We start from the raw sequence: 21,877 nt of genomic DNA, 5'->3' as shown, positions 1-21,877 counted from the left end.
AGCTCTGTACAGGAAAGCCCCCTCTCCGCCGTGTAAGGCAGGGAGGGGGCTGTTGCTGTTTGTCATATGAAGCTTATAATAGCCGGTTAATTCAGTCCCTGCGGCAGGTCTTCACGCTCATAGAAGCCGATATCATCCAGCATAATCTTGTCGTTCTCGCCTTGCAGATAGAATGTAATTTCAGTCAGGCTATCCGGATCAAGCTCAGGCTCCTCCTCAAGAAACCGTTCAAACGGCAGCTCATAGGTCTGGAATACGGCTTCTGAGGGATCGCCGAATTTACCGTCTGCGATCCGCTCCTCCAGCCAAGGACTGATTGTGAATTCCGTCTGCGGCAATGGCAGAATATCCATTACCTCATCCAGAGGAAGCCTGGCCGCGATGTCATTGCTGTCGGTCAGCTCTACCTCCACATCCGGCGGAAGGACCGCCCCGGCAGCTGAATCAGTCTCTGCTGCAGGTTCTCCGGCAGAGTTATGATTTGCCAGGGAGAAGGTCAGGCCTTGGACAGCAGAGCCGGACAGATTGCGGATGAGTGACTTACTCAGCTGAATGGTATAGGACGCTTCTTGTCCGGAATCTTCCTGTCCGGAATCTTCCTGATCGGCTGCGGCTTCAGAAATACTGCTCCGCTCCAGCACGATGCCGCGGGAAGGCTTGGTCTTGGATTCACGGTCCTTCGCGGCTTCTTCGCTCCAGTCAAGACCCTCTACTGTGGCTGTACCGCCCCGCACCGTATTCAGCTTGCGGTCTTCTTCATAATTGGCGACGGCAATATAGGCTCCGCTCTGGAACCGGTTATAGTAAGAGGTGGTATCCGGCAGCCACTGCGCACCGCTGCGGTAGTCGCGGAACAGCGGCTGATAGCCGGCATTGCCGTGCAGTGTAGTCTCCAGAAAGGCGGAGACATAGACCTTGGCAATTTGCCGCTGCTCTGCCCCGTCCATGATATGGGTACGGTCAAGGAAAAGTCCGGTCGGCAGCGTCTGGTCATGCAGTCCCCAGTCCGTATTGAACTGGCTGTGGTTGGCATCAGCAATATACAGCGAGCTCTTGAAAGCGGCGGACCCGCCGGTATAGGAGGTCCGCATGTACTGCCGGTCTCCGTAGAAATCATGTACATCGCCGTCACGGGCGCCCTGCAGAGTCAGATAATTGACATCGACCAGACTGGCCTGCTTGCTGTCTATCGCTTTATCCGTAGGGGCCAGTGCAATAACAGAGCGGATATGGAACTGCTTCGTGGCCGCAAGGGCCGGGTCGCCGGTGAACCAGCGGGCGGCATCGGCGGCCATGGCTACGGCCTGACCGCCGCGGCTGTGGCCTAGTAAAGCGGTGCGGTCATAATCAACCTTCTGATAGAACGGCGTGCCGGACTGCTCCGCGTAGCTGGCAATCTGCTGGAGATGCTTCAGGATCATCCAGGTCCGCACCTTGAAGTCATTATCCGGAATGCCGGACCAGGCGGAGTAATTCAGGAAATTCTCATCCAGCGTAACTGCGATGAAGCCCCGGCTGGCCAGCAGCTCCCCGAGATAAGCATAACCGCCTTCAGAGTAGTCTTCCATCATATGATTGCCGTGCACCATAAGGACGAGCGGATAAGGCCCGTCTCCCTCCGGCATCCAGACCTTGGCGTTCAAGGGAAGGGCGCCGGGATCAAAGCCCCAGAATAGGGTCCGCAGCGTAGGCCAGGATGAAATATATTCTGTAGCATCCACGGAGGTGGAGAGCAGTGAAGCTTCATCACCGTACTCTGTACGGTGCAGGTCGTGGCCGCTGCCGTACGTGAAGCTGCGGACGGCATAGCTGCCCGGCTGGCCGGGATCGGCTGCCAGGGCAGCCAGGCCGTCGGCGGCGGATGCCGCAATACCTGCGGGCTGAATGGAATCCGTACTGCTCCCTGTGCCGTAAGCCAGCGCCAGCGGGGTGAGAACGAGCACAGCAGTAAGCAGCAGCCCTGTGACCGTTCTCCGGGTCCGCAGTAGTCCGGCGGCCAGACCTGCAAGCCCGCCGGCTGCGCCGCTAAGGACTGCAAGGAGTGCGGCTGCTTCAAGATCCAGGTCGGCATAATACAGAATGAGGAGCACGGCTCCAAGTGTACTGAGCAGCGTGCCAGTGAACAGGTGAGGGATGCGCAGCCCGGTTAAGGAGAATAAGACGGCCAGCAGATTGCCGGCCAGCGCCATCACCAGCGTGGCGGCCGCGGCGGCCAGCATAATATCGGCAGCACTCCCGAGCCCGGTTGGAATGCCCATAACAGCTATAGTAAATGCAAGGGTACATAGAGCCCAAGGGCCGCAGAGGGCAAACCTCCATAGCGGTGTATCATACTTGTATGTTTCAATGATTCGTCTTCCGATTTCACTGAGTATGCGTTTGTGCAGGCGAGGTCCCTGCGGCAAAGGCGCGTACTCCAAATCCATTCCCATGATGATTTCCCCCGGCAGTTGCGGCAATGCTGCTGCCTGTCTCCGGCAGTGCACCGCTCTAGTAATTCAATCTATTATATGTTTTTTTCGAGCTATAAGATGTAGCAATAATATTACTTTGGGCGATCAATAACAAGTGGGTCTTACAGGAACACCGGCCACTTGCTGGCGGCTAGACAGAACCGGGGGCTTTTATCCATATTGAAAAAAAGATTTGACAGTACAGGCGGCAGTCAGTATTATATCTGTATAACCTACTAAATGGGTAGGAATAATCAAATAAGTTCTTACCGTACAGACGGAGGAACGCCTGCTTCAGGCCTGCAGATACGTGTCTTTATGAGCGATTTGACTGGCCGCAAGTGGGCCTTCTTCTGTCTTTTTTTATCAGGATAAGGTACATAGGTCTTCACTTCATGAATCCGCCTTATCTCTGATGCTGAAGCTGTCAAGTCATGCAAATGAAACGAAGCGGCAATGAGGGCTACTACAAAAATGATGGGGGAGTGGTTTGTGATGAAGAAAGGGATTAAGAAAGGGCTTATTACCGGGTTCACACTTTTGCTTGCGGCAGGGCTGACGGCTTGCGGCAATAACAACGCTGGAAACAGCGCGGGGGCAGAAGCTCCGGCGGCAACGGAGGCTGCAGCGAACACTGCGGCTACACCTGAGGCGACTAAAGCGCCTGCCAAGGACCCGGTAGAACTGCTCAATGTATCTTACGACCCTACCCGCGAATTATATGAGAATTACAACAAGGCATTCGCTGCTTACTGGGAGCAGGAGACCGGCCAGAAGGTTACGATTAAGCAGTCCCACGGCGGATCAGGCAAGCAGAGCCGTGCTGTGCTCGACGGTCTGGAAGCGGATGTGGTTACCCTGGCGCTGGGATACGATATTGATGCGCTGCAGGAGACCGGCCTGATCGGCGCGGACTGGCAGAGCAAATATGATCATAACAGCTCCCCGTATACATCGACCATCGTATTCCTGGTGCGTAAGGGCAATCCAAAGGGGATTAAGGACTGGCCGGATCTGCTGAAGGAAGGTGTGGAGGTGATTACCCCGAACCCGAAAACTTCCGGCGGTGCACGCTGGAACTACCTGGCTGCCTGGGGTTATGCGCTGGACCACAATAATAATGACGAGGCCAAAGCCCAGGAATTCGTAGCCGAGCTGTTCAAGCATGTGCCGGTGCTGGATACAGGTGCGCGCGGTTCTACCACTACTTTTGTGGAACGCGGGATCGGCGATGTGCTGATTGCGTGGGAGAATGAAGCCTATCTGTCGATCAAAGAGCTGGGTCCGGACAAATTCGAGATCGTCAATCCTTCGGAGAGCATTCTGGCAGAGCCGCCGGTAGCCATCGTGGATAAGGTTGCCGACAAGCGGGGAACACGCGAAGTAGCGGATGCTTACCTGAAGTATCTATACACTGAGGAAGGCCAGAAGATCGCTGCCGAGAACTACTACCGTCCAACACTTGAGAGTGTTAAGGAGCAGTTCAAGGACCAGTTCCCGGAGATTAAGCTGTTCACGCTGGCTGATAAATTCGGAACCTGGAAGGAAACGCAGGAGAAGCACTTTAACGACGGCGGTATCTTCGACAAAATCTACGTGCCGGGCAGCTAACAGAGGCAGAGCGTTAATGCTTGCGAGTATGCGGATAAAATAAGGGGAATTTGGCTAGCGGGTCCCGCCAGGGTGCTGATCGGCCACATGCCGAAGGCAGGAAAGGATGAATGGGGAAATGAATGTCACGACTAAGGCTGCAGGGGCGGCTGTGTCACGGCGCAGGCTGCTGCCGGGCTTCGGAATTACGATGGGATTCAGCGTTCTGTATTTAAGTCTAGTAGTGTTGCTGCCGCTGTCGGCGCTGCTCTTCAATTCTACGGGGCTGAGCTGGGCTAAATTCTGGGATGTGGCCACGGATGCCCGTGTGCTGGCTTCCTACCGTGTCAGTCTGAGTACTGCAGCGGCTGCAGCGTTGATTGATGCGGGTCTGGGGCTGCTACTGGCTTGGGTGCTGGTACGTTATGAGTTTCCCGGCAAAAGAATATTCGACGCGCTAATCGATCTGCCGTTCGCCCTTCCGACAGCCGTAGCCGGTGTGTCCCTCACGGCACTCTATTCCCAGAACGGCTGGATCGGCTCCCTGCTTGAGCCGCTGGGCCTGAAGATTGCCTTTACACCGCTCGGGATTACACTCGCGCTGATGTTCATCGGCATTCCCTTCGTAGTCCGCACTGTCCAGCCGGTGCTGGAGGATCTTGACCGGGACATGGAGGAGGCTGCAGCGACGCTGGGAGCAGGCCGCGGGCGGACCTTCCTGCGGATTGTCCTGCCCGAGCTGCTGCCGCCGCTGCTTACCGGCTTCGCCCTGGCGTTCGCCCGGGGGATCGGCGAATACGGCTCGGTAGTGTTCATCTCCGGCAACATGCCGATGCGCACGGAGATTGCTCCGCTGCTCATCATGTCGAAGCTGGAGCAGTTCGACTATGCCGGAGCAACGGCAGTGGCGCTGCTGCTGCTGCTGATCTCCTTCCTGATGCTGCTGGTCATCAATACGCTCCAGCACTGGGTCCGGAAGAGCTCGCGGTAAGGCAGGGCCCGGGCGCTTGACGGATTCCGTCTAAGTTAATGCTTACGAAGCGAGTTTTATTGCGAAGATTCATCGGAGAAGTAAATGCTCCATAAAACTTAAGTCAATGCTTCCGAAGTAAGTTTTGTACGAAGTAAACCGGGAAGCGAAGCTCACAAAACTTTAGGAGGAACAAAAATGGCCGGTACAGTCCCTTTACATGTCTCCGGGCCGCAGAAAAGCATGTCGCCGCCCCGGACAACGGAGTCAAAAGCAGTGAAATGGCTGCTGATTTCCCTTGCCGGGCTGGTACTGCTCTGGCTGATCGCCCTGCCGCTGATTATCGTGCTGGTAGAGTCGCTGAAGAAGGGCCTGGATGTCTACTGGGCGGCGCTGACCGACCCGGATGCGGCTTCGGCGCTGCGCCTCACGCTGCTGGTTGCCGCAATCACGGTTCCGCTGAATACGGTATTTGGCGTAACGGCGGCATGGGCGGTGACCAAATTCCGTTTTCGCGGCAAGGGCTTTCTGATTACGCTGATTGACCTGCCGTTTGCCGTATCTCCGGTTATCGGCGGTCTGATCTTCATTCTGGTATTCGGCTCCCACGGCTGGTTCGGCTCCTGGCTGAGCGCGCATGATATTAAGATTGTCTTCGCGTTGCCCGGTATTGTGCTGGCTACCCTGTTCATCACCTTCCCCTTTGTGGCGCGTGAGCTGATTCCGCTGATGGAGGAGCAGGGGACACTGGAGGAGGAAGCGGCGATTACGCTCGGTGCGCACGGCTGGCAGATTTTCTGGCGGGTGACCCTGCCGAATATCAAATGGGGACTGCTGTATGGCATTATTCTGTGTAATGCGCGGGCTATGGGTGAGTTCGGCGCGGTCTCCGTTGTATCCGGGCATATCCGCGGTGAGACGAATACGCTGCCGCTGCATGTTGAGATACTGTACAACGAATATCAGTTCTCAGCCTCCTTCGCCGTCGCCTCCCTGCTGCTTCTGCTGGCCCTGGTGACGATGATTGTGAAGAGCATTCTTGTGCGTAAAAATGCTCATTGACAGTCCGTTTAGTTCCATGCTAAGTTAATCCATAGTATACATGTTGGTTATTACGGGATTTAGGCGGAGAGTATCCCCTGTCCGGGGAAAGGGAGGCTGGAGAATGGCTAAACCACTGAAAGTGGATGAGGTATGGCTTGCGCGGATCACGGAACTGCTCAATGATATGGAATTTGGCTCCTTGCATATTGTGGTGCATGAAGGTCAGATCGTACAGATGGAGCGCACGGAGCGCAAACGTTTCGAGAACAGCACAGCAAATGCACGGTATAGTGGAGAAACCGGAAGCCGGCGGACCGATTCCCGTTCTGCGGGACGAGGATAGCAACAGAATGACACAGGTAGTACTCATGCCTCCCTTGATGAGGCAATGAGAAGGGGTATCTCAGCAGCCTTGAACCGGCTGGCTGAGATACCCCTTTGTGCGTCCGGGCAGCATTAGTAGCGGCCGTTTGAATTACGTGAACGGGACAGTCCCTCGATCAGCAGAATAAGCGCGGTAACGGCATGCATTGCCCAGCCGACAAACGGAATCCACGCCACTACTGAAGTGATAATACCGACAATATTACCAATGACAGGGCCGCCTTCCCTCAGCAGAATTATCACGGCTACGGCATGCAGCAGAAAAGCTATCCCCAGCGGGACCCAGGCATTCGCCACTACAAAGGTGCCCCCGATGAACGGCAGTGCCAGAAAAGCCTCGTACGCGAAGGTTCCCCATTTAAAGAGTTTTCCTGTAGGAGACATAATAACTTCACCAACCTTCCAAGTAGTCTTAATATGAGCTTATTCCAAAGTTTACCCGCAGATACGGATTACGAATAACCGGCTTGCAGGTACAAGGTGCAGGGGCAGCAAAGTTTCTGAGTAGTAGTACGCCGAAGGGGCGGAGTCTGTTTCATTTTTTCCTGATAAATAGGCGCTGCCTTGCCTGGGAACCTTAGGGTCATATATATTGGTAACAGGCTGGCGGAACGTCTGCATGCAGACCGAAGGCCAGATTAAGGGGGAGAACGTATGGAACAGGCATTGCAGCCGGAAATCCGGCATCAGCTGCCTTCGGTGGAGCAATATTTGGCCCTGCGGCTGGAAGCCGGGCTTAGTGCCATGAGTGCGGAGGGGGCGGCAGCAGGCCTGCCCCGCTCGTTGTTTGCTGTGACCCTGTATGCAGAGGATGAACTGATCGGGATGGGGCGTGTAGTTGGCGATGGGGGCTGTTTTTTTCAGGTGACGGATATTGCCGTGAAGCCTTCCTGCCAGGGACGGGGTCTGGGGAAAATTATTATGCGCGAAATCCGCGGTTATCTGGAAACGGTGCCGGAGCAGTCTTACACCAGCCTCATCGCTGACGGTGAAGCGGCCAGGCTGTATGAGCAGTATGGATTTGTACCGGTGATGCCTTATTCACAAGGGATGTTCCTGCGGCGCTGATTGCGGGTAGAAGAATAAAAGAGAAAGCTGTAAGTAAACATCATGGCTTAAGACGAAAGTGAGGCAACAAGGGATGGATATTGTCGTATTCGGCGCATCCGGCAGGATCGGAAGTGCAATTGTGGAGGAAGCGTTAAAAAGAAAACATGAGGTCACGGCAGCCGTCCGCAATCCGGAGGCTTTCAGTCTCCGCCATGACCGGCTGAAGGCTGTTGCTGCAGATCTTCTGGACCCGGTTTCGGTAGCCGAGGCAGTGCGCGGACATGAAGAGGTCATCAGTGCGTTCGGCCCTGCGGCCGGACATGAGGGGGATCTGCTGAAGGTAGCGGAATCACTCCCGGCAGGCATGCGGGCCGCAGGGCTTGAGCGCCTGATCATAGTGGGCGGAGCGGGCAGCCTGAAGACAGAATCCGGGGAGCGGCTGATGGATACGGAGAGCTTCCCCGAAGCCTACTTCCCGCTTGCATCAGCTCACGCTGATGCCTACGAAATTTATCGGAGCACGGAGCTGGACTATACCTACCTGAGCCCCCCTTCAGCCTTCATTAACGGCCGCCGTACCGGCCAGTTCCGCATCGGCCTGGACCGGCTGATTGTGGACGAGGACGGCCGGAGCAGCATCAGCATTCAGGATTTTGCCGTTGCGGTTGTCGATGAGCTGGAGGAAGGCAATTTCAGCCGGGAGCGGTTCACTGTGGGATATTGATGGGGAGTTAATGTGTGCCTGCGGCAGGCAAAGCGGGATAGGGCCAGGTGCGCTTGGATGCTGCAGGCCGTATGAGGAATGGAGAGTTCAATGGTACGGAATGCAATAGAATATGCCCAAAGAAACCCCTTGCTGAACGGCCGGCAGATACTCATTCAAATGTGGCGCTAAATCAGGTTATAGAGGACGAATGCTAACTCTCCGGTTCAAGTACAGCCCCCATGCTGACCTTTATGGACATCACAGCCCTTATTCACTCAAAATAGGCCTTTTGGGCGGTCTTATGGACACCACGGACCTTATCCGCCGCTTTTCATAGGCTAACTCCGCTTTTCCGGCGAAATAACGGCGCTCATGTCCTTAAGGTCCAGCAATTTGGTGCCTTTCCGTAGGCTTAAGGTCTCTCCTGTCCGTAAGACTTAGATAGTTACTTGAACAACCGTTACGTGCCTGGCTACTTTCTTTCCAGAGGGCCAATTCTGTCCATTGACCTGCGCGGCAGCTCATTCGGTATAGCATGAACTCAGTCAGCTTAAGGTTTGTCCTCTTGATTACTCAGGAGGGCTTTTTGCCGCAGCTGTGTTGTCCGGCGGGCGGGTGGACCTGTAATTTGATTGAGCGTAAATGACTTAGTACAATCGAAGCAACTAAAGGAGGCTGGGATATGGATGTGGTTACTGCGGAGCAAATGCGGGCACTGGACCGGGAGACGATCGAGCGGCTGGGCATACCGGCAATTGCCCTGATGGAGAACGCCGGGCGGGCAATTGCCGAGGAGGTTATTGCCCTGTGCCGGCGGCGCGGGAAGCGCAGCGGGGTCTTGGCGGGGCATGAGCGGGGATACGGAGCGGAAGCCCGCGGACGAAGTGCTGATGGAGCGGGAGGAGCGGCGGAGAATCGCAGACCGGGTGAAGTTGGAGCAAGCAGGGCAGAGCAGGGATACGGGGCAGAAGCCAGCGGATGGGGAGGAGATGGTGCAGGCTCAGTGGCGGGAACCCGCGAATGGGGTGCAGATGGAGCAGGCTCAGTGTCGGGAACCCGCGTAGGGGGTGCTGCGGGGTTTACGGTCAGCGCCGATCCGGCGCTGGCGCTTGAATCTGCCGGCAGCGAGCACTGGCTCGTCCTCGTCGGCAAAGGCAACAACGGCGGCGACGGGCTCGCCGCCGCCAGGACCCTGCGTGAGGCCGGCATCGCCGTCACGCTGGTGTACGCGGCCGCGCCGGAGTCGCTGGCCGGCGAAGCCGCGCTGCAGCGGGATGCCGCTGCAGCACTGGGCCTCCCTGCCGTGGTCTGCGGCAGGGACCGGCTTGACTTTGCCGCATGCAGCGGCATCGTAGATGCGCTGCTCGGCACCGGCAGCGCGGGTGCCCCGCGCGGTGCCTATGCGGAGCTGATTGCCGCCGCCAACGCCAGCGGCAAACCGGTTGTGTCCGCGGACATCCCGAGCGGGCTGGACGCGGACACGGGGGAGACGCATGAGCCGTGCATACATGCGGCGGTGACGGTCTGCCTCGCGTTCCTCAAACGCGGGCTGCTCCAGTATCCCGGCGCGGAAGCCGCCGGGCGGGTAGTGGTCCGCTCCATCGGCATCCCCGCTGCCCTGGCCCGTGAGAGCGGCGCCGAGGCCAGCCTGCTGACGCCGGAAGTGCTGCGGACACGCCTGCAGGTTGACGTGTCGCGCCGCCGCTCGCCGGAGGGCCACAAGGGCACATACGGGCATGTCCTGCTCGCGGCGGGAAGCCTGCGCATGAGCGGCGCCGGCCTGCTGGCAGCCCGCGCTGCGCTGCGCGCCGGCTGCGGGCTGGTGACCTGGGCGCTGCCGGAAAGGCTGCTGCCCTATGTGATCGGCAATGTGCCGGAGGTGATGCTGGCCCCGGTTGCCGGCGGCAGCGGGGAATGGAATGCCTCTACGTCTGCTGAAGTGCTGCGGCTAAGCGGAAGCCGCGACGCGATAGCTGTCGGCCCCGGCCTTGGCCGGTTCGCAAGTGATACAGAATGGCTCCGCAGCCTGTGGGAGGGGACCGGGTCCCCGATGGTCATTGATGCAGATGCGCTGAATATACTCGCGGATGCCGGATACGGCTCATGGAGCCGCCGCCAGCAGGTAATTCTGACACCGCATCCCGGAGAGATGGCGCGGCTGGCCGGGATCTCCACAGCTGAAGTGCAGCGGGACCGCATTGGAATAGCTCTGTCTTATGCCAGGGAGCATGGCGTAATTCTTGTGCTGAAGGGTGCCCATACCGTCATTGCTACGCCGGAAGGGCAGGCATATATTAATATTACAGGCCATCCGGGTATGGGAACCGGAGGCGCGGGCGATGTATTGACCGGAATCATCTCCGGCCTGCTGGCCCAGGGCCTGAATGCTGCACAAGCGGCAGCATTCGGAGTCTATCTCCACGGGCTGGCCGGGGAACGGGCTGCCCTGAAGCGGAATAATCCGGCGGCCGTAATCGCCGGGGATATCATTGAGGCGCTGTAAACAGCGTCCCGGGAGTTTGTAGTCTGGGGCGGCGCTGATTCAGACAAGAATCAGGCAGAGGAGCGGGATGAACAGGGCGAATACCGGAAGCAGCAGCGGCTGGCGTTCGCCGGCGACCTGGGCCAGCCGGAAGATCAGCAGCATTACAAGTCCGGCCAGCCCGCTGGCCAGAGCCTCGCCGCCTTGCTCAGACACCAGCCACAGGCCTGCGCCAAACCCGGCTACCGCATATAATACTAAAGCCGGGCTAAGTGAAGTGGAACGGAACATGCGCAGCAAGGCATCGGCAAGGATTGCTGCCGGCAGGCCGTAGGCGTAGATGGCATAAGGCACCGACACCGGCCAGCCTTGGGGCACTCCGTTCTCGTAACCATGGCCCAGCATAAACAGGGAGATAAGTACAAAGGTCAGTCCGGCGGCAGACAGCTTGGTCAAAGCATACATGCCCGCGCTCAGGCGGACGGACGGCAGATCATAGTCCTTATGTTTGGTCATCGGTAAACATCCTTTCGGGGTGGGGGATGAGCACAGGCGTCAGATGGGTGCGGGGCCCGGGTCAGCTCAGAGGGCTGCGGGCCTTATGCTAGCAGAACGGGCGGTAATAAGCGGGCAGCCCATTTCTCCGCTTCTCCGTATATTGTTATGCATGCGCCCAGAAAAGGGTGCGCGCCTGCAGGGGAGTGTACGGCCGCGGGGCTGCTTGCTCTGCCTGCTTTCTGGCAGGGCAGAGGTATGAGGCGGAATCGGTGAGAGGAAATCTGTAATAGAAACGGGGAGCAGAGATGATATACAGACCAATGGCTTCAGAAGATTATGAAGTGGCTTATCATTTGTGGGAGAATACGCCAGGTATGGGGCTTAGCTCAGCGGACAAGCCTGCGGATATAGTACGGTTCCTGGAACGAAATCCGGGCATCAGCCAGGTATGTCTTAACGAGGACGGCACACTCGCGGGCACGGCACTATGCGGGCATGACGGACGCAGGGGATACATGTATCATGTGGCTGTCAGCAGCAGCTGCCGGGGAAGCGGGGCCGGACGCGAAATGGTAACACGCTGTCTCGGCAGATTACGGGAAGAAGGCATAACGAAATGCCATCTGATGGTAATTGAGAAGAATGACCTGGGGCGCAGCTTCTGGTCATCTGTAGGCTGGCAGCTGCGGGATGATATTGTGCTCTTTTCCTGTAACAGCTGATAATCGCGCAGCATGCCAGATCCGGTTATGTGCCGGTACATACTGTTGTGCTCCTGTGCTAACTTCATAAGCAGTCCGCCACAAGATGACAAACAATGTAATAGTGTAGCTTTGGCACGGACGCAGTATAATATATATGTCTGTATACAGGCAGCACGAATTGCTGTGCGATGCCGAATTTTGATAGCGGGAGATCTGAGCGATGCGGTTTAAAGATGTTTTCTCAATTATAGGTCCGGCAATGGTCGGGCCTTCAAGTTCGCATACAGCGGGGGCGGCGCGGATCGGCAGGGCGGCAAGGCAGGTTCTGGGGGAGCTGCCGCGGGAGGCGGAGGTTACTTTCTTCGGTTCTTTTGCGGCTACGTATCAGGGCCATGGCACAGACCGGGCCATTGCCGGCGGCCTGCTTGATTTCGCTACCGATGACCACCGGCTGCCGGACTCCATAGAGCTTGCGGAGGAAGCGGGAATGCAGATTTCCTTCGGCCAGGGAACGGGGCTGTTTCCTCATCCCAATACAGTCCGCCTGCGGCTTGTCGGCAAGGAAAGCGGAACCGAATTGACACTGACCGGGATTTCGATCGGCGGCGGCAATATCGAGATTGTGGATATCGACGGATTCGGTGTGAAGCTTACCGGTATGTATCCGACCGTGCTGATTCGTCATATGGATTATCTCGGCGTGCTGGCGAGCGTGACGGAAGTCATGCGGCAGGGCCAGTTCAATATCGGGCATATGTCGCTGGACCGCAAGAACCGCAGCGGCGCAGCCCTGACAGTACTTGAGCTGGATGAGGCGGCGACAGCGGAGCTGCTGCAGAATCTGCGGGCTTTGCCGGCGGTAGCCACAGTTACAGTGGTAGATTTGAACGATAATGTAAGCGATGAGAAAGGGAAGGACATTACATCATGAATTTTCAAACCCTCAGCCAGCTGGCTGTATTATGTGAAGAACGGGGACTCGGCATCGGTGAGCTGATGATCGAGGAACAAAGCGCTGAATCCGGACGCTCCAAAGAACAGGAATTCGCCACCATGAGCCAGTATTACGGCGTAATGAAAGAGGCGGTTCACCGCGGCATGACAGAAGATACCACTTCGCGCAGCGGCCTGACTGGTCTGGACGCCCAGCGGGTCGCTGCATATAACGCGGCAGATGAGCCATGTCTTGGCGGTCCTGCCGGCCAGGCGATGGCGTATGCTCTCGCTGTCTCGGAAGTGAACGCGTCCATGGGGCGGATTATTGCTACACCAACTGCAGGGTCCTGCGGAATTATTCCCGGTGTGTTTCTGAGCTGTCAGGAACGCTTCGGCTGGGATGATGATTTTATGGTGACCGGTTTATTCGCTGCCGGAGCTATCGGGTATGTGATTGCCAACAATTCGTTTGTATCAGGAGCGGAAGGCGGCTGCCAGGCTGAGGTCGGCTCGGCTATCGGGATGGCGGCGGGTGCCCTTACAGAAATGCGCGGGGGTACACCGGCCCAGGCCGTACATGCCGTAGGTCTGGCACTGAAGAACACCCTGGGGCTGATCTGTGATCCGGTAGGCGGGCTTGTTGAGATTCCCTGTATTGTCCGTAACGGCTTCGGTGCGGTTACAGCGCTGGCTGCGGCAGATATGGCCCTGGCCGGTGTCCGCAGCGTCATTCCGTCTGATGAAGTGATCAAGGTGATGCTGGAGGTAGGCTCCGCCATGCCTGAGAAGCACCGCGAGACGGCAGAAGGCGGGCTGGCCCAGACTCCTACCGGGCGGCAGATTATGAAGGATCTGCGGAACAAGAAATAAACGGCAGTGCCTGATTCAGAGCATACGGAACCGTTCCAGCTGCTCCCATAGTCCTTCCTTCCGGAGAATATCCGCCTGCTTCGGGCCGAGCAGATCGAAGTGGGGGAACGGGTCGCGGTTATGAATATATTGCGGCGGCAGGCCATTGTCTGCACACCATTCTCTGAGGCGGGGCAGATCGCTGCAGCCGACCTTGGTTACTGTGGTGATATCAGGGAACCTTTTATCGGTCCAGTAGTGGGTGAGGAAAGCAATCTCTCCTGCGGCAACCGCCTGCTTCCAGCGGGCCAGCTCCGCTCTTGTTATGCCAAAGGCCATAGCTGTCATCATCCTTATTTACTCATATTGAATTCATGAAACAGAACATGATTGCAGAAAGGGGGGATCAAGTGAACGGACAGGTTAGAGCAGATATCCGTCCCGGACTCCAGGTTGAAATTGTGCTGAAGCAGGATCAGGCCACCGGCAAGCTTACACAGGGTACGGTAAAAGACATTCTCACGAATTCGCCCCGCCATCCGCATGGAATCAAGGTGCGTCTGACGGACGGCCAGGTAGGGCGGGTCAAGAACATTACAGGGTAATCAAGCACGCATAAGCTCGGAAATAATAATGAGCCTCAAGAAGCGCCGCAGGCCGGAGCAGCTGTTATCACACAGCTGCCGGACAGTGGCGTTTTTTTGCTATACTGCTGCAGAGACAGCACTTTGAGGCATCCCAATACAGGCTGGCCCGCTAGCGGCCCATAAATTCCGCAACATACTGGTCGGCTTTGGTCTGATTGCACAGGTTGCAGGCACAGACACAGTTGTCAGGTGTTGTATGCCCGCCTTTGGCGCGGGGCAGCAGATGGTCGATGGTATCGCCATACAGGCCGCAGAAGCAGCAGGTATAGTTATCCCGGGTCAGAATGTAGGTCCGGAAATCCTTGTTGCTGTAGAGCCGGCGGATCGTACGCCGGTTCACGACAACGGCAGCATGCTCCCGGACGAGCGTTACCGCAAGCTCATGGTCAATCTCCTGATGCCAGCGCCGCCCTTTGTCGCTGTGCCCGCGCATCAAGATCATGCCGCCGGCGGACGGAATCAGCGCAGAGGCATCCTGCGGATCCGGCTTCGGTCCGCGCTGCTGCGCCGCCCGGCGGGCCGGCTCGGCGGCGCGGGCACGGGCTTTGCCCTTAAGACCGGGAGCCGCAGCTCCGGCTTCCTTGGCCTGCTTCGGCTGGCGGACCCGGGCAGCCCGCGGCGTGCCTGCCCCGGCCTCTGCTGCCGGCGCAGAGAGAGGGGGGGCGCTCTGTTCCCGCGCAGGTAACCCGGCATTCTGCGGGCGCCCCGGCAGCTGAATGTCTTCCCGGTCCGGCTGCCGGGTATTCCCGGCAGCTTCTGACCCGCGGAGCTTGCGGCATTCCCGGCAGGCTCCGCGCCGCGACATTCCCTTGGAGCGCCTGCCGGTACGCCTGCGGAATTCGGAGACCGGCTTAGTCTGATGGCAGTATGCACATTGTTTGGATAACGGAGAAATAGTTTCAGTCATAAGTGTACTTGGCAGGCCGGTCTTTGGCCGCCGCTGCCAATCCCTTCTTTATTTTGATAAATCAGCGTATATGCAGACTGCCATCCATTTCTGTGCAGTGATTTGATAATAGTATAGCGTATTGCAGAGGCATTCACATAACCGGGAGGAAAAGCGGACAATTTGCCCTATTATGTGACATCTCTCTCGGCGGCCGGGAGGGAAAACCTGTAAAATCGCAATTAGGCAGGATGCTGTCTCCGCGGATCGGCCTGCATTATATACTATGAACCGGAAGTGAGGGAATGAAATGAACTCTGGCAAAAAAAGACCCGGATCCGTCGTTGTGCTGCTGGTGCTGCAGGCCTTTTTGGGGCTGGGGGCAATTGGAGGCGGGCTGGCGCTGCTAGTCGACCCGAGCGGTGAGATGATGGGCATGCCGGCCTCCGTGCTGGAAAGATCGCCGTTTACTGATTTCGTAATCCCGGGAATTTTACTGCTGCTCATCTTTGGAGTGCTGCCGCTGATTGTGTTCTACGGACTGCTTAAACAGCCTGACTGGTCCAGGGGTAATGTGCTGACTCCATTCACTAATTTGCATGCCGCCTGGTCCTTCTCTATGTATATCGGCTTCGGACAGATTATCTGGATTATGGTGCAGACATACATGATGAATGCGGTCAGTGTTGTTCATGTATTCTATATGTCACTCGGAATGCTGATTCAGATTGTTACCCTGCTGCCTTCGGTACAGCGATATTTTGTGCTGGACGGCCGTGCGGAAAGAAGTTAGAATGGCAGTGAGCATAAAAGGGCTTTCATTTAGGCCGCGGGAGTGAACCGGAAATGACCACAATTTACGATATTGCCAAGAGAACCGGCTACTCGCCAACCACGGTATCCAAGGCATTCAATAACTATTCTGATGTGCGGGAGAAGACGCGCCAGGAGATTCTGCGGACCGCGCAGGAGATGGGGTATCTGCCCAATGCGCATGCCCGCACGCTGACCACCAAGAAATCATGGACGATTGGTGTGCTGTTTGTGGAGAACACAGGGGCGGGGATCCGCCATCCCTTTTTCAGTGCAGTTATTGAGAGCTTCAAGCAGGTTGCTGTGGCCAAGGGTTACGCTCTTATGTTTATCTCGAAGGATGTCGGCGGCAAGCGCAGCGGATATCTGGAGAATTGCCGGATTCGCGGCGTGGATGGAGTTGTCGTATTCCTCTCGGATTATGAAGACCCGTATTTCAAGGAGCTGCTGGAGAGTGATATTCCCACAGTGATTCTCGATTTCGACACAGCTTTGTCGCATACGGTCTGTTCGGACAATATGGCTGGTGCAATGCAGGCTGTGGAATATCTGGCTTCGCTTGGACACCGCAGAATTGCCCATATCTCCGGCGGGGAGAACACATATCCGGGCAAGCAGCGGGAGCTGGGATACAGGGCGGCAATGCAGCAGCAGGGACTTGAGGTGCCGGACGGTTATATTGCCGTAGGGGCATTCTTCTCTCTGGAGAACGGGCAACGGGCGATGAAGGAATTGCTTGCGCTGCCGCAGCGGCCGACAGCCGTGTTTGCTTCGGGCGACCTGCTGGCGCTGGGTGCGGTGATGGCTGCGAAGGAGCTGGGACTTGCGGTTCCGGGAGATATCTCAGTCATGGGCTATGATGATATTGAGCTTGCAGGATATGTTACACCTGCACTGACAACGGTCCGCCAGAACACGGAGATGCTGGGCACCCGGGCAGCTGAGCTGCTGCTGGCCTCCATGAACGGTCCTGCGGGTAACAAGCAGGCGCTGGTTCTCCCTGTAGAGATCGTTGAGAGAGCCTCATGCACTCCGCCGTATTAAGAATGAAAAGTGCGTTCGACTGCGGATGCCTTTTTTTTCAGCAGATTCGAAACCGGTTTCGATTTCTTTCGTTTACAAATTAATCAAGGAGTGAGAATCATGACAATTGTTCAAACCGTAGTTACCGCCAAGGATACCGGGGACCGGCTAAGCGTCAAAGAGGGAATTAAATTCACAGCGGCGGCTGACGGAGGGAGATTCGATATCCGGCTGCAGCCGGAGCAGACATTTCAGACTATTCTAGGTTTTGGCGGCGCTTTCACGGAGGCGGCTGCGTATACGCTGTCCCGGATGAGCCCGGAGAAGCGGGCAGAGGTCATCCGGCGGTATTTCCACCCGGTAGACGGACTGGGTTACAGTATGGGCCGTGTGCATATACACAGCTGCGATTTCGCACTCGGCAATTATACCTATGTGGAGGATCACGATACAGAGCTGGCTACCTTTGATATTTCCCATGACCATCAGTGGGTGCTGCCGCTGATTAAGGATGCGATGGCGGTAAAAGGCGGCCCGTTCACGATGCTGGCTTCCCCGTGGAGCCCGCCGGCCTGGATGAAGACGAACGGGGAGATGAATAACGGCGGTTCGCTGAAGCCGGAGTACGCCGCAGTATGGGCAAAGTATTATACCAAGTTCATTGAGGCTTACCGCAAGGAAGGTGTTCCTGTATGGGCGGTTTCTGTGCAGAATGAGCCGGCCGCTGTCCAGACCTGGGACTCCTGTGTATACAGTGCCGAGGAAGAGCGTGATTTTGTCAAAAATCATCTGGGTCCGGTTATGCATGATGCAGGAATGGACGATGTGAACATCGTAATCTGGGATCACAACCGCGACATTATGATCGAGCGTGTAACGCCGATTCTCTCTGATCCTGAGGCTGCCCGGTATGTCTGGGGAACCGGTATCCACTGGTACGGCGGCGAGGAGTTCAGCAAGGTGGAGCAGGTGCATGAGCTTTTCCCGGATAAGCATGTGCTCTTCACCGAAGGCTGCCAGGAGGGCGGCGTGCGTCTGGGTGAGTGGTTCACAGGTGAACGCTATGGGCGGAATATGATTGGCGACCTGAATGCCTGGACCGAAGGCTATCTGGACTGGAATCTCGTGCTGGATGAGACGGGCGGTCCGAACCATGTCGGTAATTTCTGCGATGCGCCGGTCATTGCCGACACCACGTCGGATGAGGTGCATTACAACAGCTCGTATTATTACATCGGGCATTTCAGCAAATTCGTTATTCCGGGTGCGGTGCGGATCGGGCGGGAGTCGGTGGCTGAGGGTGTACTGTCGGCGGCATTCCGTAATCCGGATGGCAGCATCGCAGTGATACTGATGAATGAGGGCGATGAAGAACGTTCCCTTACGCTGGAACTAGGCGGTGAAACCGCTGAGTGCACGCTGCCGGCGCATTCTATCGTTACACATCTGATTACGCAGGGGTAAGTGCTCCGGCGGACATACACTGTACTTCCCGGGTCGCCTGCAGACCATGGAGTTTAGCATCTATAATTTTTTTAGGAGGATTCAAGCATGAGCCATTATTATTTCGATTCAGGTAAATTTGTGATTGAGCAGTTCCATGAGGGCAAACCGTTCGCCAGCTTCCTGCCCGGACTTGCCGGGCTGAAGGGTATCCCGATGTGGACCTTCTACGTGAACCGCGGCCAGGGGATCAGCAGCTTCGGTGTGCGTGACAAGAACTCGCCCATTATGGAGTTCTCCCCGGCCAATATTTCCTACAAGAATGTATCCTCCTCCGGCTTCCGTACTTTCATTAAGCTAAAAGGGACAGCAGAGATCTATGAGCCGTTCCAGTCGGCACGGCCTGATCCTGCAGCCAAGCGGACTATGACGATTCTGCCGAACGGCCTGAACATTGAAGAGCTTCATACCGTACATGGACTTAAGACGACTGTCCAATACTTCAATCTGCCCGGTGATGATTATGCCGCGCTGATCCGGCGTGTGGAAATTACCAATACCGGGGACGCGGAGCTTACGCTTGAGCTGCTGGACGGTCTGCCGGAGATCCTGCCGTTCGGTGTTGCGAACGGAGGATACAAGGAAATCGGCAATCTCCTGCGCAGCTGGATGGATGTGTACAATATGGAGAACGGAATTCCGTTCTACAAGCTGCGCTCGAGCACGAACGATGATGCAGAGGTCAGCGAGATCAAGAGCGGGCATTTCTATCTCTCTTCCACTGCGGAAGGGGAGCAGCTGACGCCGCTGGTAGATTATGAAGTGATTTTCGGCGGGAACACCTCGCTTACGTACCCGGACCGCTTCGCCGCGCTGCCGCTGGCTGAGCTGTTGGCGGAGCCGCAATATCCGGTTAACAAGGTGCCATGCGGCTTCAGCGGTGCAGCCAGAACGCTTGCACCTGGTGCGTCACTTAAGCTGAACACGATTATCGGGCATGTAAATGATATCGCCAGAATCAATAAGAAGGCGGCTGAACTGTGCCGTGAGGAGTATTTTGCCGCCAAAGCTGCAGAAGCCGCCAGTCTGACTGAAGAATTGACTGCGGATATTGCCACGCGCACCTCCTCGCCGCTGTTCGATGCGTATTGCCGGCAGTCCTATCTGGACAATTTTCTGCGCGGGGGCTATCCGTTCATCTTTGAGAATGGCGGTGAGGGCTTCGTAGTGCATTTGTATTCACGCAAGCATGGCGATATGGAACGGGACTACAACTTCTTCTCGCTGGCTCCGGAATACTATTCGCAGGGGAACGGAAACTTCCGTGACATGAACCAGAACCGGCGTAACGATGTATTCTTCCATCCTCAGGTCGGCAGCTTCAACATTAAAATGTTCTACAGCCTCATCCAGGCTGACGGCTACAATCCGCTCAGTGTGCAGGGAACGAGCTTTGAAATCCTGCCGGCTGAGCAGGAGCAGCTGAAGGCATGGCTTGCCGGAGCACTGGGGGATCATCATGCAGAGTTTGAGTCGCTGCTGGCGAAGCGCTTTACACCGGGCAGCCTGATTAACTATATTGCGGACCACCATATCGCCCTGAACATCAGTGAACAGGAACTTCTGAGCGGTGTGCTGGCACGGTCGCAGCAGAATGTTGAAGCAGCCTTCGGGGAAGGGTACTGGTCCGATCACTGGACGTATAATCTGGATCTGGTGGAAGGTTATCTGGATATTTATCCGGAACGCCAGGAGGAGCTGCTGTTCGGCGATGAGACTTACACCTTCTACGACAGCCCGGCTTATGTGCTGCCGCGCAGCGAGAAATATGTAATCAGCGGCGGACAGGTCCGGCAGTTCGGGGCACTCCTGGAGGATGAGGAGAAGCTGCACAAGCTGAAGCGTAAGGCTAATGAGACCCAGTGGCTGCGTACACAAGGCGGACATGGCGATATCTACCGGACCAGCCTGTTCGTGAAGCTGCTGTCGCTTGCACTCAATAAATTTGCCACACTCGATCCTTACGGAATGGGTGTAGAGATGGAAGGCAACAAGCCGGGCTGGAACGATGCGATGAACGGTCTGCCGGGACTGGTCGGCTCCGGGATGAGCGAGACCTTTGAGCTGAAGCGGATGCTGGTCTTCATGCTGGAGGCGCTGGAGAGCGGTACTGACTTGCCTGAGACCGTGACACTCCCGTCCGAGATGGGGCTGCTGCTATACCGGGTAGATAGTGCTGTGGATGAACTGCTGGACGGCAAGCTGGAGCAGTTCGCGTATTGGGACCGCGTGGCTTCGGCACGTGAGGCTTACCGGGCGGAGATCCGCTTCGGCATTACCGGCGAGACGGCGGAAATTGATCTTGCGGTTATCCGTAGGACGCTGGCGAACTGGCTGAGCAAGGTAGACCAGGGGATCGGGCGCGCAGTGGCTATCGGCGGCGGGCTGGTGCCGACTTACTTCCGGTTCGAGGCGACCCGCTTCCAGCCTGTAACGGATGAGTCCGGCCAGCCGGTCATCAGCGGATACGGCCTGCCGAAGGCTGTAGTGGAGGAATTCGAAGCTTCCGCACTGCCGTATTTCCTGGAAGGGCCGGCGAGATGGCTGAAGACACTGGACAGCAGGGAAGAAGCACAGGATATATACAGTAAAGTCAAGCAGAGCGGGCTGTTCGATCCGGTAACCTCGATGTACCGGACCTCCGCCTCCCTGGAAGAGGAATCGCATGATATCGGCCGGATCCGGGCGTTCACACCGGGCTGGCAGGAACGTGAATCTAACTTCCTGCATATGTCGTACAAGTATCTGCTGGAGCTGCTTAAGGCCGGACTGTATGACGAATTCTACAGCGAGCTGAAGACGTCGCTGATTCCGTTCCTCGATCCGGCGGTTTACGGGCGCAGTACGCTGGAGAACTCTTCGTTCATTTCCACAGGCGGGAATCCTGACCCGGCTACACATGGCCGGGGGTTCGTTGCCCGGCTGAGCGGCTCCACGGCGGAGTTCCTGAGCATGTGGAGAACGATGATGGCCGGCAGCCGGGTATTCTCTGTAGAGGATGGCGAGCTGACCCTGGCGCTGAATCCGGCGCTGCCGGGCTGGCTGTTCGACGGAGAGGGCAATGTCTCCTTCAAGCTGCTGGGCAGCACGGAAGTGACCTATAACAATCCGCGGCATGCGGATACCTACGGGGAGGGGCAAGCGGTTATCCAGAGTCTGGAGCTGACCTTCTGCAGCGGCGAGAGCCGGATCGTTACGGGCGGGCTGCTGCGCGGCGCGGATGCCGAAGCTCTGCGGCGCGGGGAGATTACCTCCATTCTGGCGGTAATGGCGTAAGCTGCCATCTGCAATCTATAAGGCGCTGTAAGATCCAATGAGATGAAATGAGTAGGTCCGGAT

At 56.8% G+C, this 21,877-nt stretch carries 20 protein-coding genes; 15 read left to right on the top strand and 5 right to left on the bottom strand.

The window, feature by feature from the left end:
• Positions 1 to 86: 86 nt before the first annotated feature.
• On the bottom strand, positions 87 to 2,432 hold the full coding sequence (locus LOS79_RS22790) for a poly(ethylene terephthalate) hydrolase family protein (protein ID WP_315412552.1): 2,346 nt from the start codon (positions 2,430 to 2,432) through the stop codon (positions 87 to 89).
• Positions 2,433 to 2,948: 516 nt separating this feature from the next.
• Here LOS79_RS22790 and LOS79_RS22785 point away from each other — a divergent pair.
• The 4 genes from LOS79_RS22785 to LOS79_RS22770 all read left to right on the top strand — a co-directional run bounded on the left by LOS79_RS22785 (position 2,949) and on the right by LOS79_RS22770 (position 6,400).
• Positions 2,949 to 4,064: a sulfate ABC transporter substrate-binding protein gene (locus LOS79_RS22785; RefSeq protein WP_315422399.1), complete on the top strand. Its 1,116-nt coding sequence runs from the start codon at positions 2,949 to 2,951 to the stop codon at positions 4,062 to 4,064.
• Positions 4,065 to 4,182: 118 nt separating this feature from the next.
• Positions 4,183 to 5,034, top strand: a complete 852-nt coding sequence (cysT, locus tag LOS79_RS22780) for a sulfate ABC transporter permease subunit CysT (protein WP_315412551.1) — start codon at positions 4,183 to 4,185, stop codon at positions 5,032 to 5,034.
• 177 nt (positions 5,035 to 5,211) lie between these two features.
• Positions 5,212 to 6,075 carry a sulfate ABC transporter permease subunit CysW gene (cysW, locus tag LOS79_RS22775; protein ID WP_315412550.1) on the top strand — a complete coding sequence of 288 codons (864 nt, stop codon included), beginning with the start codon at positions 5,212 to 5,214 and terminating at the stop codon, positions 6,073 to 6,075.
• Positions 6,076 to 6,178: 103 nt separating this feature from the next.
• Positions 6,179 to 6,400, top strand: a complete 222-nt coding sequence (locus LOS79_RS22770; RefSeq protein WP_315412548.1) for a YezD family protein — start codon at positions 6,179 to 6,181, stop codon at positions 6,398 to 6,400.
• Between the two features lie 113 nt (positions 6,401 to 6,513).
• Here the strand turns inward: LOS79_RS22770 and LOS79_RS22765 are convergent, their stop codons facing one another.
• The gene (locus LOS79_RS22765; RefSeq protein WP_315412547.1) at positions 6,514 to 6,825 is read right to left on the bottom strand and encodes a hypothetical protein; all 312 of its coding nucleotides are present in this window, start codon (positions 6,823 to 6,825) and stop codon (positions 6,514 to 6,516) included.
• A gap of 270 nt (positions 6,826 to 7,095) precedes the next feature.
• Between LOS79_RS22765 and LOS79_RS22760 the strand changes: the two genes are divergently transcribed.
• The 3 genes from LOS79_RS22760 (at position 7,096) to LOS79_RS22750 (ending at position 10,700) form a co-directional block, all read left to right on the top strand.
• Complete coding sequence (locus LOS79_RS22760; RefSeq protein WP_315412546.1) at positions 7,096 to 7,509, top strand: GNAT family N-acetyltransferase; 414 nt, start codon at positions 7,096 to 7,098, stop codon at positions 7,507 to 7,509.
• A gap of 73 nt (positions 7,510 to 7,582) precedes the next feature.
• The gene (locus LOS79_RS22755) at positions 7,583 to 8,215 is read left to right on the top strand and encodes an NAD(P)-dependent oxidoreductase (protein ID WP_315412545.1); all 633 of its coding nucleotides are present in this window, start codon (positions 7,583 to 7,585) and stop codon (positions 8,213 to 8,215) included.
• A 664-nt stretch (positions 8,216 to 8,879) separates the two neighbouring features.
• Positions 8,880 to 10,700: an NAD(P)H-hydrate dehydratase gene (locus LOS79_RS22750; RefSeq protein ID WP_315412544.1), complete on the top strand. Its 1,821-nt coding sequence runs from the start codon at positions 8,880 to 8,882 to the stop codon at positions 10,698 to 10,700.
• Between the two features lie 39 nt (positions 10,701 to 10,739).
• Here LOS79_RS22750 and LOS79_RS22745 read toward each other — a convergent pair whose 3' ends face one another.
• On the bottom strand, positions 10,740 to 11,195 hold the full coding sequence (locus tag LOS79_RS22745; RefSeq protein WP_315412543.1) for a hypothetical protein: 456 nt from the start codon (positions 11,193 to 11,195) through the stop codon (positions 10,740 to 10,742).
• 302 nt (positions 11,196 to 11,497) lie between these two features.
• Here LOS79_RS22745 and LOS79_RS22740 point away from each other — a divergent pair, with 302 nt between their 5' ends.
• The 3 genes from LOS79_RS22740 to sdaAA all read left to right on the top strand — a co-directional run bounded on the left by LOS79_RS22740 (position 11,498) and on the right by sdaAA (position 13,687).
• Positions 11,498 to 11,899 (top strand): GNAT family N-acetyltransferase, encoded by a 402-nt coding sequence (locus tag LOS79_RS22740; protein ID WP_315412541.1) that lies wholly within the window; start codon positions 11,498 to 11,500, stop codon positions 11,897 to 11,899.
• 202 nt (positions 11,900 to 12,101) lie between these two features.
• Positions 12,102 to 12,812: an L-serine ammonia-lyase, iron-sulfur-dependent subunit beta gene (gene sdaAB, locus LOS79_RS22735; RefSeq protein WP_315412539.1), complete on the top strand. Its 711-nt coding sequence runs from the start codon at positions 12,102 to 12,104 to the stop codon at positions 12,810 to 12,812.
• Positions 12,809 to 13,687, top strand: coding sequence for an L-serine ammonia-lyase, iron-sulfur-dependent, subunit alpha (sdaAA, locus tag LOS79_RS22730; protein ID WP_315412538.1), 879 nt, complete (start codon positions 12,809 to 12,811; stop codon positions 13,685 to 13,687). Before sdaAB ends, sdaAA begins: the two co-directional genes overlap by 4 nt.
• A gap of 15 nt (positions 13,688 to 13,702) precedes the next feature.
• On the opposite strand, the gene LOS79_RS22725 is transcribed toward sdaAA, so the two are convergent.
• Entirely contained in the window at positions 13,703 to 14,005 is a 303-nt protein-coding gene (locus LOS79_RS22725) for a hypothetical protein (RefSeq protein ID WP_315422397.1), read from the bottom strand.
• Between the two features lie 71 nt (positions 14,006 to 14,076).
• Here LOS79_RS22725 and LOS79_RS22720 point away from each other — a divergent pair, with 71 nt between their 5' ends.
• Entirely contained in the window at positions 14,077 to 14,271 is a 195-nt protein-coding gene (locus tag LOS79_RS22720; protein ID WP_315412537.1) for a YwbE family protein, read from the top strand.
• A 151-nt stretch (positions 14,272 to 14,422) separates the two neighbouring features.
• Here LOS79_RS22720 and LOS79_RS22715 read toward each other — a convergent pair whose 3' ends face one another.
• Positions 14,423 to 15,220: an HNH endonuclease gene (locus LOS79_RS22715; RefSeq protein ID WP_315412536.1), complete on the bottom strand. Its 798-nt coding sequence runs from the start codon at positions 15,218 to 15,220 to the stop codon at positions 14,423 to 14,425.
• Positions 15,221 to 15,509: 289 nt separating this feature from the next.
• Here LOS79_RS22715 and LOS79_RS22710 point away from each other — a divergent pair, with 289 nt between their 5' ends.
• The 4 genes from LOS79_RS22710 to LOS79_RS22695 all read left to right on the top strand — a co-directional run bounded on the left by LOS79_RS22710 (position 15,510) and on the right by LOS79_RS22695 (position 21,814).
• Positions 15,510 to 15,992 carry a hypothetical protein gene (locus LOS79_RS22710; RefSeq protein ID WP_315412535.1) on the top strand — a complete coding sequence of 161 codons (483 nt, stop codon included), beginning with the start codon at positions 15,510 to 15,512 and terminating at the stop codon, positions 15,990 to 15,992.
• A gap of 53 nt (positions 15,993 to 16,045) precedes the next feature.
• Complete coding sequence (locus tag LOS79_RS22705; protein WP_315412534.1) at positions 16,046 to 17,056, top strand: LacI family DNA-binding transcriptional regulator; 1,011 nt, start codon at positions 16,046 to 16,048, stop codon at positions 17,054 to 17,056.
• Between the two features lie 99 nt (positions 17,057 to 17,155).
• On the top strand, positions 17,156 to 18,499 hold the full coding sequence (locus LOS79_RS22700) for a glycoside hydrolase family 30 protein (protein WP_315412532.1): 1,344 nt from the start codon (positions 17,156 to 17,158) through the stop codon (positions 18,497 to 18,499).
• Between the two features lie 87 nt (positions 18,500 to 18,586).
• Positions 18,587 to 21,814, top strand: coding sequence for a cellobiose phosphorylase (locus tag LOS79_RS22695; protein ID WP_315412531.1), 3,228 nt, complete (start codon positions 18,587 to 18,589; stop codon positions 21,812 to 21,814).
• The last annotated feature ends 63 nt before the right edge of the window (positions 21,815 to 21,877 follow it).

Origin of the sequence: Paenibacillus sp. MMS20-IR301 (assembly GCF_032302195.1) — a bacterium.
GTDB lineage: Bacteria > Bacillota > Bacilli > Paenibacillales > Paenibacillaceae > Paenibacillus_AQ.
This window is presented reverse-complemented; position numbering and strand designations above follow the sequence as displayed.

Excerpts from the sequence above, each read along its gene's own strand:
- LOS79_RS22790 (WP_315412552.1), bottom strand. The coding sequence starts at position 2,432 with ATGGGAATGGATTTGGAGTACGCGCCTTTGCCGCAGGGACCTCGCCTG.
- LOS79_RS22785 (WP_315422399.1), top strand. The coding sequence starts at position 2,949 with ATGAAGAAAGGGATTAAGAAAGGGCTTATTACCGGGTTCACACTTTTG.
- cysT (WP_315412551.1), top strand. The coding sequence starts at position 4,183 with ATGAATGTCACGACTAAGGCTGCAGGGGCGGCTGTGTCACGGCGCAGG.
- cysW (WP_315412550.1), top strand. The coding sequence starts at position 5,212 with ATGGCCGGTACAGTCCCTTTACATGTCTCCGGGCCGCAGAAAAGCATG.
- LOS79_RS22770 (WP_315412548.1), top strand. The coding sequence starts at position 6,179 with ATGGCTAAACCACTGAAAGTGGATGAGGTATGGCTTGCGCGGATCACG.
- LOS79_RS22765 (WP_315412547.1), bottom strand. The coding sequence starts at position 6,825 with ATGTCTCCTACAGGAAAACTCTTTAAATGGGGAACCTTCGCGTACGAG.
- LOS79_RS22760 (WP_315412546.1), top strand. The coding sequence starts at position 7,096 with ATGGAACAGGCATTGCAGCCGGAAATCCGGCATCAGCTGCCTTCGGTG.
- LOS79_RS22755 (WP_315412545.1), top strand. The coding sequence starts at position 7,583 with ATGGATATTGTCGTATTCGGCGCATCCGGCAGGATCGGAAGTGCAATT.
- LOS79_RS22750 (WP_315412544.1), top strand. The coding sequence starts at position 8,880 with ATGGATGTGGTTACTGCGGAGCAAATGCGGGCACTGGACCGGGAGACG.
- LOS79_RS22745 (WP_315412543.1), bottom strand. The coding sequence starts at position 11,195 with ATGACCAAACATAAGGACTATGATCTGCCGTCCGTCCGCCTGAGCGCG.
- LOS79_RS22740 (WP_315412541.1), top strand. The coding sequence starts at position 11,498 with ATGGCTTCAGAAGATTATGAAGTGGCTTATCATTTGTGGGAGAATACG.
- sdaAB (WP_315412539.1), top strand. The coding sequence starts at position 12,102 with ATGCGGTTTAAAGATGTTTTCTCAATTATAGGTCCGGCAATGGTCGGG.
- sdaAA (WP_315412538.1), top strand. The coding sequence starts at position 12,809 with ATGAATTTTCAAACCCTCAGCCAGCTGGCTGTATTATGTGAAGAACGG.
- LOS79_RS22725 (WP_315422397.1), bottom strand. The coding sequence starts at position 14,005 with ATGGCCTTTGGCATAACAAGAGCGGAGCTGGCCCGCTGGAAGCAGGCG.
- LOS79_RS22715 (WP_315412536.1), bottom strand. The coding sequence starts at position 15,220 with ATGACTGAAACTATTTCTCCGTTATCCAAACAATGTGCATACTGCCAT.
- LOS79_RS22710 (WP_315412535.1), top strand. The coding sequence starts at position 15,510 with ATGAACTCTGGCAAAAAAAGACCCGGATCCGTCGTTGTGCTGCTGGTG.
- LOS79_RS22705 (WP_315412534.1), top strand. The coding sequence starts at position 16,046 with ATGACCACAATTTACGATATTGCCAAGAGAACCGGCTACTCGCCAACC.
- LOS79_RS22700 (WP_315412532.1), top strand. The coding sequence starts at position 17,156 with ATGACAATTGTTCAAACCGTAGTTACCGCCAAGGATACCGGGGACCGG.
- LOS79_RS22695 (WP_315412531.1), top strand. The coding sequence starts at position 18,587 with ATGAGCCATTATTATTTCGATTCAGGTAAATTTGTGATTGAGCAGTTC.